The organism is Candidatus Methanomethylophilaceae archaeon (assembly GCA_017524805.1).
Taxonomy (GTDB): domain Archaea; phylum Thermoplasmatota; class Thermoplasmata; order Methanomassiliicoccales; family Methanomethylophilaceae; genus Methanoprimaticola.
This window is the reverse complement of sequence record JAFXUX010000010.1, coordinates 25,142-37,011: the sequence shown is the minus strand read 5'-3', so window position 1 is coordinate 37,011 and position 11,870 is coordinate 25,142. Positions and strand designations below refer to the sequence as shown.

General features: G+C 57.7%; 10 protein-coding genes. 7 read left to right on the top strand and 3 right to left on the bottom strand.

Translation table 11 applies throughout. The annotated features are described in order from the left end of the window. The 4 genes from IKP20_03570 to IKP20_03555 all read left to right on the top strand — a co-directional run. Positions 1–1,753 (top strand): leucine-rich repeat protein (locus IKP20_03570; GenBank protein ID MBR4504037.1); only part of this gene is annotated, 1,753 nt, incomplete at its 5' end. Positions 1,754–1,914: 161 nt separating this feature from the next. Beyond that, positions 1,915–4,188: a leucine-rich repeat domain-containing protein gene (locus IKP20_03565; protein ID MBR4504036.1), complete on the top strand. Its 2,274-nt coding sequence runs from the start codon at positions 1,915–1,917 to the stop codon at positions 4,186–4,188. Between the two features lie 96 nt (positions 4,189–4,284). Beyond that, positions 4,285–4,845 (top strand): site-specific integrase, encoded by a 561-nt coding sequence (locus IKP20_03560; GenBank protein ID MBR4504035.1) that lies wholly within the window; start codon positions 4,285–4,287, stop codon positions 4,843–4,845. Between the two features lie 218 nt (positions 4,846–5,063). Then, positions 5,064–5,372 carry a zinc-ribbon domain-containing protein gene (locus tag IKP20_03555; protein ID MBR4504034.1) on the top strand — a complete coding sequence of 103 codons (309 nt, stop codon included), beginning with the start codon at positions 5,064–5,066 and terminating at the stop codon, positions 5,370–5,372. A gap of 131 nt (positions 5,373–5,503) precedes the next feature. Here the strand turns inward: IKP20_03555 and IKP20_03550 are convergent, their stop codons facing one another. Continuing rightward, complete coding sequence (locus IKP20_03550) at positions 5,504–5,929, bottom strand: hypothetical protein (protein MBR4504033.1); 426 nt, start codon at positions 5,927–5,929, stop codon at positions 5,504–5,506. Between the two features lie 193 nt (positions 5,930–6,122). On the opposite strand from IKP20_03550, the gene IKP20_03545 reads away from it, so the two are divergent. Beyond that, positions 6,123–6,515, top strand: coding sequence for a hypothetical protein (locus tag IKP20_03545; GenBank protein MBR4504032.1), 393 nt, complete (start codon positions 6,123–6,125; stop codon positions 6,513–6,515). A gap of 12 nt (positions 6,516–6,527) precedes the next feature. Beyond that, the gene (locus IKP20_03540) at positions 6,528–6,923 is read left to right on the top strand and encodes an HNH endonuclease (protein MBR4504031.1); all 396 of its coding nucleotides are present in this window, start codon (positions 6,528–6,530) and stop codon (positions 6,921–6,923) included. Positions 6,924–7,062: 139 nt separating this feature from the next. On the opposite strand, the gene IKP20_03535 is transcribed toward IKP20_03540, so the two are convergent. Together IKP20_03535 and metG are read right to left on the bottom strand one after the other, a co-directional pair. Further along, the gene (locus IKP20_03535) at positions 7,063–7,719 is read right to left on the bottom strand and encodes a PHP domain-containing protein (GenBank protein MBR4504030.1); all 657 of its coding nucleotides are present in this window, start codon (positions 7,717–7,719) and stop codon (positions 7,063–7,065) included. Continuing rightward, positions 7,716–9,968, bottom strand: a complete 2,253-nt coding sequence (metG, locus tag IKP20_03530; GenBank protein MBR4504029.1) for a methionine--tRNA ligase — start codon at positions 9,966–9,968, stop codon at positions 7,716–7,718. The genes IKP20_03535 and metG overlap by 4 nt, the downstream gene beginning before the upstream one ends. A gap of 99 nt (positions 9,969–10,067) precedes the next feature. Between metG and IKP20_03525 the strand changes: the two genes are divergently transcribed. Then, positions 10,068–11,834: a ribosome biogenesis/translation initiation ATPase RLI gene (locus IKP20_03525; GenBank protein ID MBR4504028.1), complete on the top strand. Its 1,767-nt coding sequence runs from the start codon at positions 10,068–10,070 to the stop codon at positions 11,832–11,834. The last annotated feature ends 36 nt before the right edge of the window (positions 11,835–11,870 follow it).

Here is an 11,870-nt window from a genome sequence, read left to right as displayed (position 1 = left end):
CATACCCGGTTCGGTCACCACCATCTGCGAGGGGGTGTTCTACGGCTGCACCTCCCTCGCCTCCGTGAATATCCCCGATTCGGTCACCAGCATCGGTCACAGCGCGTTCCACGGCTGCACCTCCCTCGCCTCCGTGAATATCCCCGATTCGGTCACCAGCATCGGCAAATCGGCCTTTACATACTGCGAGGCCCTGTCTTCCATTGCCATCCCGGCCTCGGTCACCGTCATCGATGACTGGGTGTTCCGCGGATGCTCCTCCCTCGCCTCCGTGGACATCCCCGATTCGGTCACCAGCATCGGCAGCAGAGCGTTCTACGGCTGCACCTCCCTCGCCTCCGTGGACATCCCCGATTCGGTCACCAGCATCGGCAACTGGGCGTTCCGCGAATGCACCTCCCTCGACTCAATAGCCCTCCCGGCCTCGGTCACCGCCATCAGCGACAGCGCGTTTTGCGACTGCACCTCCCTCGCCTCCGTGGACATACCCGGTTCGGTCACCGCCATCAGCGACAGCGCGTTCTTCGGCTGCACCTCCCTCGCATTGATTTTCATTCCCGGTTCGGTCACCACCATCGGGGACTGGGCTTTCTTCCGCCTGACCTTCCTCGGCACCGACGGGAAGGCGCTCAACCAAACGCCCGAGGCCATATCCGGCCACCTCTTCGAGGGATCCGGCGACGGGGTACTAAGGATGGCCGACCCGAAGCCGTTGGACGTCGGGGGTAGGTTCACCTCCGGCGGGCTCGTCTACGAGGTGGTCTCCCAGAGCCCAGCGTCCGTCTCCCTGGCGGGATACGCAGGCTCCCCGTCCGCCGTCTCGGTGCCCGGGTCCGTGACGCATTTCGGCTTCGAGTATGCGGTCGTCTCGGTAGGGGACAGGGCGTTCTACGGGTGCTCAGGGCTGAGGTCGGCCTCCCTGCCGGACACGGTCAGGGCCGTCGGAGACTACGCGTTCTTCAGATGCGCCTCGCTGGAGTCTTTAGATCTCGGCTCCGCGGAATCGGTGGGGCTGAAATCTTTCTCCTACTGCGAGTCCCTCGCAAGCAACTCCATACCCGGGACCCTCAAGAGGGTCGGCGGATACGCGTTCTTCTGCTGCGCCGGCCTGAAGGAGGTCACGGTGGAGGACGGGGCCGGGAAGATTGGTAGGAGTGCCTTCAGCGGGTGCAAGGCCCTGGAGATGGTGTCTCTGCCCAAGTCCCTCGTGTACATAGGCCCGAACGCCTTCTACGGCGTGACGTTCCTGGACCTGGACGGCAAGGCCATGGACCAGACGCTGAAGCTCCGCGGGCATGCGTACTTCGGCTCCGGGAAGGTCCTGCGCATGGCCGGGGACATCGAGGACGGCGAGCGGTTCTCCGCCGGAGGGATCGATTATTCGGTGTCCTCCGCGGGCTCCCGCGAAGTAACCGCCGTCGGCTTCTCCGGCGCTGTGGCTTCTCTGCCCGGCGAAGTTTCGTACAAGGGATGGGCCCTGAAGGTCACTGCTGTAGCGGACAAGGCGTTCTACGGATGCTCCACCTTGAAATCGGCCGACCTGACCAACGCGAGGTCGGTAGGCATGAAAGCCTTCGCGAACTGCGTCTCTCTGGAGGAGGTCGCGTTCGGCGGGGATCTCGGATCCGTCGGGCCCTACGCCTTCTTCGGCCTGGCGTTCTACGACGGGGGGTCCAGGCTCCAGCCGGTCCCGGAAACTCTTTCCGGGCACGCCTTCTCCGGATCGGACGCGAAGCTGCATCTCGCATCCTGAAAACAGCCGGGGCCTTCCGGGGCCCCGGGCACCTTTCCTTTTGTTCCGCCCCGCCCGCCGGGGCTCCCGCCTTCCCGCGCAATGGTGAGCGCGCTCAGCTCCGCGATCGGCAGCAATCCTTCGGCAGAGCGGTTATAAATACACAGAACGATGCGAATCCCATGGGACACTTCTGCGAATCCAAAGGAATGAGAGCCTGGCGCATGGTCGCTGCCGCCGCTGTGATCCTGGCCGCGGCGGCGTTCCTCATTGCCGCATTGCCGGACGGCTCGGACGGGGCCGGATCCGGCAAATGCGGGGACAATCTGACGTGGGAGCTCGACGATGCCGGCAACCTGACTATCTCCGGCAGCGGCGGGATGTATGACTATAAAAATCATAATGGTACTTACGGGCCATGGGGCGGCCTTGGGATAATGTCTGTCCGCTTCGAAGGCCCGGTCACGTCCATCGGGAATAATGCGTTCTCCGGCTGCACATCCCTGGCCTCCGTCACAATCCCGGACTCGGTCAAGACCATTGGGGCGAGGGCGTTCTGGAACTGCAACTCTCTGACCTCCGTGGACATCCCGGACTCGGTCACGGACATCGGGTCAGGAGCGTTCAGCGGTTGCAAGGCGCTAACCAGCGTGACCATCCCGGACTCGGTCACGGCCATCAATGGTTTGTTCTCCGGCTGCTCCTCCCTCGTCTCCGTGGACATCCCGGATTCGGTTACTGAGATATGGAGATACGCGTTCGCCAATTGCTCCTCCCTGTCATCTATCACCATACCCGATTCGGTCACGTATATCGGGGAATTTGCGTTCGAGTACTGCACCTCCCTCACCTCCGTCACCATCCCGGATTCGGTCACGGAAATCAAGGCTTACGCGTTCTCCTACTGCCGCTCCCTGGCTTCCATAGACATCTCGAATTCGGTCACGACCATCGGGGGTGTGTTCTACGGCTGCTCCTCCCTCACCTCCGTCACCATCCCGGATTCGGTCACGACCATCGGGATGTATGCGTTCGAGTACTGCACCTCTCTCACCTCCGTCTCCATACCCGATTCGGTCACGTATATCGGGAATTATGCGTTCGCCTACTGCCGCTCCCTAGCATCAATAAACATCCCTGGCTCCGTCAACACGATCAGGGAAAACGCGTTCCACGGGGTCAGGTTCCTGGACGAGAACGGGAGCGTCCTCTCCAATACTCCGGATAAGCTCAGCGGATTCTATTACGAAGGGCATGGGGGCGTGCTGAAACGTGTGACGGACAAATTCGTCTCGGACGGACTGGTGTTCATGCTGGATCCCTCCGGCGGTGCGGATGCCGTCCTGGCCGGTTATACAGAGCCTATGGCGCGCCTGGAGGTCCCGGCGGAGGTGTCCTACGGGGGCAAGAGTTACGCTGTCTCCGGCATAGGCCCCAAGGCATTCTATGGTCTCTCAGGGCTGATATCCGCCGATCTGGGCGGCGTATCTGATATAGGGATGAAGGCCTTCGCCCGCTGCGGGTCGCTGGAAAGCGTCGGATTCGGCGGTTCCCTCGGGGAGATAGGTGCGTACGCTTTCTTCGGGTGCGGTTCCCTCGCCTCCGTCACCATCCCGGATTCGGCAGTGTCCATAGGGAAGAGCGCGTTCAGCGGCTGCACTGCGCTGTCCAGCGTAGATATACCGGGCTCCGTGGAATCCATCGGGGAGAACGCGTTCTACGGGATCAGGTTCCTCGACGAGAGAGGGAACGCCCTGGACTGCTCGGCCGGCAGCCTGGGCGGGCACGCATACGAGGGGCGCTGCTGCGTGCTCCAGCGCGTGGCGGACGGCTTCGAGTTCGTCTCCGGCGGCTTGGTCTTCAAGGTGGACTGGTCCGGCGACGAGGATGCCACCTTGATTGGCTACTCCGAGCCGATGGCGCACCTGTCTGTCCCGGCCTCGGTAGCATACGGCGGGAAGGAATATCCCGTCTCCGACATCGGCCCCAAGGCCTTCTGCGGATGCGGATCCCTGGTCTCGGCGGATCTCGGAAGCGTCTCCGGGATAGGCATGAAGGCGTTCGCCCGCTGCTCGGCGCTGGAAAGCATCGACTTCGGCGGTTCTTTGAGGTCAGTCGGGGGATACGCGTTCTACGGTTGCGATTCCCTGGCATCCGTGGTAATCCCCGATTCCGCGGTGTCCATAGGCAAGTGCGCGTTCCTGTTCTGCGTGTCGCTCGCGGAAGCTGTCATCCCCGATTCGGTGGAGACCATCAGGGACCGCGCGTTCTACGGTTGCGGCTCCATTTCCTCGGTGGCCATAGGGAGCTCGGTCGTGTCGATCGGCCCCGGCGCGTTCCACGGGCTCGCCTTCTTCGACGAGAGCGGGAACGAGCTTCCGAGGACCGCCAAGGCCTTCGCCGGCCACCTGTACACGGGAGACGGCGACGGCCGGCTGTTCCGCTCCGCGGCCTGACGGGATTCCCGCCGGCCAGAACCAAAACGGGGCCCAACGAAGGGGTCCCGGCTCTCGCTCTCTTTTTCAGGCATGGTCTCTGCCCAGCCATACCCCGTGGACCCTTTATTGGCAGACGAGGGACCGAAGGGCATCAGGGAGTACGACCTCGGCTCCATGCAGGCCCTCGAGTACCACGAGGGGATACTGAGCAGGTACGGGGACAGGTCCAGCGGCCACTTCCTAATCAGCACCGGGAAGCGCAGCATCGGTAGGCCCATGTCGGCCAGGGCCCTCCAGACTGTTCTCGAGAGGCTGGCGGAGCGGTCGGGGGTGCCATTCAGCCCCCACTGCCTTCGGCGCCTCTTAGTGACGACCATGAGCGACGCCGGGGTGGACCTCGACACCATCCGCAGGATGATGCGCCACTCGTCGATAGACACCACCCTCCGCCGCTACTTCCGCGCCAACCCGCGCAGTATGGGCGCGGCCGTCGGGGCCGGCCCTCGTCTGACCCGCCCCGCCAAACTTTTTAACCCCCTTTCTGATAGCCTCCCTCAAGGGGAGGAGGAGCACCGTCCGGGTTCCGGAAGGGTGCCGCTTCCCGCCATTCTCGCCTTCGATCTGGCCTGTCCCAATTCTGCGCTCACGGTTCGAGTTCACTCGGACGTGTTTTAGGGATAAAGATCCGATCTTAATCATTCACGTCTGTGCTTTATTTATCGATAGTTTCTCGTCCATTGTGGGAATGGTTCCCAATAAAAACCTTGCATCCATGGGTCTTGTGATATACGGTTACATCACATCAGACAATAGGCGTTTTATAGAACCCCGCATGTAATACTGTTGCTTTTCCAACCAACAACATATAAATCGCTGGTTTAGAATCAAGGCTCATGGCCGAGATGATGTACTGCCCCAACTGCAAGCGCAATGTGGACGTCTCCGTATGGACGGCAGGGCGCATAATCATCCTGATCATACTCTTGATTCTCGGGATACTGTTGGGAGTAATCTATCTGGTGTATGTTCTGACTCTGACAAAGAAATGTCCGAATTGCGAGACGCCCTACAGATTCTTGGAGGCGCCGAGGTTCGGTTCTTCAAGCATAAATAATGATGTCATTTATTGCTCCGCATGCGGCAGAGAGAACAGGTCCGACGCGAGGTTCTGCGGCGGCTGCGGCGCTGAAATCAGAAAATGAGCGCCGACTGATTATCCAGCTGATGTCCATCCTTTTGCATAGAAAACTCAATGGCTGAGGTGTTGTTCCTAAAAATAAGACTATAGTGATAAATCAAAGACCGAGGCCGGACGGGCCCCGGATTGCGCGGGTCAGAATCGCTCCTTCACCAGCCTGTATGTGACGTACTCCATAACGCCGTCTTTAATGGGGGCTTCGGCCCAAGGGGAAATCTTCTCGCCGAAGACCTCGCCTTTGATTCCGGTGTCTACCATGAGCTTCCCGTCCTCGATCTTCCACGGGTGCTTCTCCACTGACATGAAACCGTCGCCGTACAGCTCGATCTCACCTTCTGCCAGGGCCTGGTCTATCTCTTCCTGCGTGATTTCGGCGGGTATCGGCATGATCGTACGCATGAAGCCGTCGTCTTCAAAGGCGAATTTAGTGAGGAAAGCTTCTTTGAAGTCTTCGTCCAAAGAGTCGTCGGCGAGGACGTCTTCCTTAGATCTCCACACTCTGTTGGCGTTCTCGTCGAACGTAATCGCCTCTTTGATGACCCAGATCCCTACGATTTCCATGTGATCACATCCTGGCGCCGAACGTTCCGGCGCGCTGTCAGAATCGTCATCACGGAATAAATGCTTGGTCTTTTCGTATTTGGGCTCCATTATTCATTAAGGGTCTGCTGACAAGTTGCAGATGTCGCAACTGTTATCCCATTCTTGAAGTTTCTTTGGACAACTATAAAGCTGCATTATCCAATGATGCCTTATGCAGCTTCCTGATCTGGCGATATCCTCACGCGATAGGGAATTCAAACATTATAGAAGGGAACTGAGGGAGGGCATCGTCATCAGATATCTCTTTGACGGGCTGTCCAGCCGCAGATTGGATGAGGAGATATTGGGCCTTGACAGCGGCAAAAGCAAAGGATACCAGTCCTGGGCGATTCTCAGGCATTACGGTTTGGGGGACGATTTCAAAGGAATCTTCAGGGATATGTCTCCGGATGAGGCCTTAGAGGAATTGGATAAGGATCCTCAGTTTATCGCGATATACGAAATCGTCTCCGGAGCCGTAGAATCGGTCGATATCGAAGCGAACAGATGGGTGTTCGGACTGACGAAGAAACGCCTTGTGAATACCAGAGTCAACCAAGATTAGTTCAGGGATCTTGTGCTTGATGCCTATGGCGGCTCCTGCTGCATAACGGGGATGAAAGAGCCCCGTCTGCTGAGAGCGAGCCACATAAAGCCTTGGTGCGAAAGCACCGGAATCGAGAGGCTGGACGTCCGCAACGGGCTGTGTCTGAATGCTCTTCATGATGTCGCATTCGATGTGGGGCTCATCACCGTCGATCCGGGCAGCTATTGTGTCCGGCTTTCGTCATCGATAGAGGATGCGATGGACAGAGACGTTTACGACAGCTATTTCCGCAAGTATGACGGAAAGGAGATAGACATCCCGAAAAAGAAGCTGGCACCCAATCCGGAATACCTTGAATATCACAGGCACAACATTTTCAACAAAGGCCGGTTCTACGACAGGCTGGAAATCGAACTGCTGAACTGAGATGAAGGCTGGCAAATAATCTATTGCGACAGATTTTTCTTGTTCTATGGAAAAAATCTGTTGCAATATATTTTTAGAAGTCCGAAACAACTAGGATTATCGGAGCTTATTCCTCCAAATCGGAGAAATGACGTCTAAATCACATCTTCTTGAATCCTCTGAGCATCCATTCCCCTATGGATTTGGTCCCATATTTCATGGTCCCTTTCCATCCGCGGCTGCCGCTGAAGGCTCTGGCGCTTTTGGACATGATGAGTTCGATCACATCCTCCCATGTCTCCGCCCCGTCCGGCAGTTCCACGTACCCTTCGCCTATGTGGCGCGGAGTATGGGCGTCGCTACCCGCAGAAATGGGTTTGCCTATTTTGGCTGCCAACTCCTCCGATTTGACGTTGGCGGAGGGGACGGATCTCCCGTTCCTCGCCTCGATCCCGTCGAAGGGATACTTCAAAGTGTTTTCCTCGCCCAGACCGGACCACCATCTGTACGGGTGCGCCGCGAAAGCGTATCCTCCGGCGTCATGGATGGCGTCTATGGTTTCCTGTATGGGCATCCCTCTGGGTATCAGGGTATCGATTCCCAGCGCCACAATGTGCCCTTCCTTGGAGGAGACCTCCTCCGCGGGAATCACAATGATTTCTTTGACGTTTTTGAGCCTGGGATAAGCCTCGAAGCTGTTGTGGTCGGTGACGGCCACGCATCCCAGGCCGGCCTCCACGGCATACCTGACCAATTCTTCCATGGTCGTCTTGCCGTCATTGGAGAACACGGTATGCACGTGGAGATCCGCTTTCATATTACGTCAGCACCGTCCATGACTTCTTTCTCTACAGTCATGCAGCATCCTTTCCCGTCGCCGAGAGGGATCGCCGCATCTCCGTCGATGACCGCCGCGATGACTTCTGGGGCATCGGCCGGGACTTCGATGTCCTTTCCGAGGAATCTGCCGCCTTTGACATGGGCGACTTTGATCGCGACCTTCTCGCAGTGCTTAACTTCGATGCGCGATGAGGAGCATTCCAGCCCGCAATTGATTCTGGTCCCGTTGGGTACGTCCTTCGAAGGCTTCAGAAGCTCTATCGCGCTCCCGCCCAAGGGTTCGTCATCGGCCGCCATTAGCATTCCGGAAGACACCACGCCGCGGAATTTGGCCGGTTTGAGGTTGGATATGACCAGGAGCTTCCTGCCCATGAACTGCTCCCTCGTGTATACGCTCTTCATGTTGGTGACGATCTGTCTGGGCTCTTCCTCTCCCAGGTCGATCTTCAGCACGAAGAGCTTCTCCGCTTCGGGATGGTCTTCCACGGATATGACCTGCCCCACGCGGATGTCCATCTTCCTGAAATCTGCGAACGGGCCGCTGGGGGCCGGGGCGGGGCCCTCCTTTTTATCCTGCTTCTTCTCGGGCTTCTCTTCCTTCTTGATCTCGATCTTCTTGTATACGGGGACTGGCTCGGGAAGTTCAGCGCCGGCAGGCATGGGTTCCAAAGCGGCTTTCAGGCCCGCTTTCTCCTGAGTCCCGTCCATTCCGAGGTAGCACCAGATCTTCTCCGACGACTTCGGCATGTACGGCCAAGCCATTATCGCCAGGGCCTTCGCGATGCGCAGGCTGGTGTTCATCGCCTTTCCGCAGGCTTCTCTGTCCTCTTTTATGAGGGCCCACGGCTTCATCGAATCGAAGTATCTGTTCCCGAAATGGGCCAGATCCATGACCGCTTTCAATCCCTTCTTGAAATCGCAGTTGGACAGGCATTCGGAATACGTATCGACAGCCGATTGGATGGCGTCCAAGACATCCTTTATCTCGGAGTCGTCCGCCGGATCCGGCACGGAGCCGAAGTTCTTCTTGGTGAAGCTGAGGCATCTGTGGTAGAAGTTGCCCAGATCGGCCACGAGTTCGTTGTTGTTCTTGACGGCGAAGTCGTCCCAGGAGAATTCCGAATCGTGGGTGTCCGGCATTATCGCCGAGATGTAGTATCTGATCTGGTCAGCGTCATATTCTTTCAGCACCGAAGGTATGTCGATGGCTCCTCCGCGGCTCTTGGAGAACTTGCCGCCCCCGATCATAAGGTATTCGTTGGCTGGGATATCGTAAGGGAGATCCATCCCTCCGATCCCCATCAGAATCGCCGGCCATATGATCGAATGGAAAGGTATGTTGTCTTTGCCGATGAAGTAATAGTGCTTGCACTCGGGGTCGCACCAGAACTCTTTCCAGAGGTCCGGCTTCCCGATCATCCTGGAGTACTCAATGGAAGCGCTGAGATATCCGATGACGGCGTCGAACCAAACGTAGATGACCTTGCCGTCCCACCCTTCCTCCGGAATCGGGACGCCCCAAGACATGTCCCTGGTTATGGCCCTGTCCTGGAGGCCGCCTTCGAGCCAGTTCTGCGTGAAGGATTTGACGTTCGATCTCCATCCTTCCTTCTTCGATATGAAATCCTTCAGATCGTCCTCGAACGCGCTCAGCTTCAGGAAGAAATGGCTGGTCTGTCTGACTTCCGGTTCGCTTCCGCAGAGGGTGCAATACGGCTTGAGAAGGTCTCCGGCCTCGAAAGTCGTGCCGCAGCTGTCGCACTGATCGCTGCGGGTTTTCTCGGCCCCGCATTTCGGGCATACCCCTTCTACGTAGCGGTCCGGCAGGAAGCGGTTGCATGAGGGGCAGAAATATTGGTCCGTGTCTTTGGTGTAGACGTAGCCCTTGGATTTGAGGCACTTGAATATGTTCTGAACGACCTCGATGTGCGTTGGGCTGTGGGTCTTGGTGTAAAGGCTGTATTCGATGCCCATGTCCTCTATCGCTTTCTTGTTTATCTCATGGAACCTGTCGGCGTACTCCTCCGGAGTCATGTGGTTCTTCTCCGCGGAGATGGTGATTGGGGTGCCGTGCTGGTCCGAGCCTCCGACCACAAGGACTTCGTTGCCGATGAGGCGGTTGTATCTGCCGAATATGTCCGGTGGCAGCAGCGATCCGGCCAGATGGCCGAGGTGAATCGCGCCGTTGGAATACGGCCACGCGATGTTTATGCAGATTTTGGACATGTTAACCTGGCGGACGGGACTGCATAAGGATATTATATTGTTTTTACTGGGGCCCGACGCACGCTAAACCCTTTTATCGGATAAGCAAATCCGCGGGCCATGAGGATAGCCGCAGTCTTGGCAGACAGATGCCAGCCAAAGAAGTGCAACAAGGAATGCGAGAGGTTCTGCCCCCTGAATCGCACCGGCTCGCAGTGCGTCACGTTCGGAGAAAAGGGGAAGCCGATCATTTCCGAGGCGCTCTGCCAGGGGTGCGGGATATGCACCAACAAATGCATGTTCAAAGCGGTCAAGATCATAGGTCTGGCCGACGAGCTCAAAGAGGACATCGTCCATCGCTACGGGGAGAACGCGTTCCGCCTGTATCGCCTTCCGGTCCCCAAGAAAGGGATTGTCACGGGTATCCTCGGGCCGAACGGGATAGGGAAGACCACGGCCATCCGCATGCTGTCGGGCGCGGAGACGCCGAATCTAGGGAATTATGAGAATCCTCCCAGCAGAGAGGAGGTTCTGAAGCATTTCGCCGGGACGGAGATCCACGATTACCTTCAGAACGTCTATGACGGGAAGATCAAGACTGCCATCAAGCCTCAGTACGTCGACAAGCTCCCGCAGTCCGTCAAAGGCGTGGTCAGAGATCTTCTGGAGAAGGTGCAGGAGCGCATGACGGTCGATGAAGCGGCCGAGATGTTCGATCTCGCCGGAGTGCTGGACAGGGCATTGGACAAGCTTTCCGGCGGCGAGCTCCAGAGGCTGGCGATGGCCGCGACCGTGATGAAGGACGCCGATGTGTACTACTTCGATGAGCCCACATCCTATCTGGATATCTACCAGAGGGTGAGGATGGCTAGGATAATCAAGGATCTCAGCAAGGACAAGCAGGTCGTCGTCATAGAGCACGACCTGGCGATCCTGGATTTCCTGGCCGACAATGTGAACCTGGTCTACGGATCCGAGGGCGCGTACGGTGTTTTCACTCTGTCCAGGCAGGTAAGGACTGCTATCAATGCTTATTTGGACGGTTATCTCCCGGAGGAGAACATAAGGTTCAGGGACCGTCCTATCGAATTCGAGGCATCCCCTCCGAGAGGAGATTGGCAGACCGCGGACGTGATATCATTTAACGGTCTGAAGAAGGATTTCGGCGGGTTCAGCCTGGAAATAACCGGCGGATCCGTCAAAGTCGGCGAATCCGTGGGCATTGTGGGGCCCAACGGAACCGGCAAGACCACTTTCGTCAAGATCCTGGCCGGGATGATAGAGGCCGATTCCGGGAGCCTGGAAGGCGAGGTCAAGCTCTCGTACAAGCCCCAGTACATCTCGGCGGATTTCGATGGGACCGTCCAGGAGCTTCTTTTCTCCAAGAATTACGATACCATAACATCCGGATTCTTCTCCGGGGAGGTCATCGAGCCGCTGGGTATCAAGTTCCTCATGGACAAGAAGGTCTCCAGACTGTCTGGGGGAGAGCTGCAGAGGGTCGCCATTGCCATATGCCTCTCAGAGGAGGCCGACATGTACCTTTTCGACGAGCCTTCCGCCTATCTGGATTCCAACCAGAGGATGATCGCCGCCAAGACCATCAGAAGGATGATGGAGAAGACCGGGCGCAGCGCCATGGTCGTAGACCACGACGTGTATTTCCTGGACATGGTCTCGGACTCTATGATGGTATTCGGCGGAGATCCCGGGAACCACGGCATCGGGGAGGGTCCGTTCGACATGAGGGACGGCATGAACCGCTTCCTTTCCGCGGTGGACATCACGTTCAGGCGCGATGCCGATACCCACAGGCCGAGGATCAACAAGCCCGATTCCAGGCTCGACAGGGAGCAGAAGTCCAACGGGGAATTCTACTATTCCTGAGCGCGGGGGATTTCCCCCGTCAAACTAATTATCGGT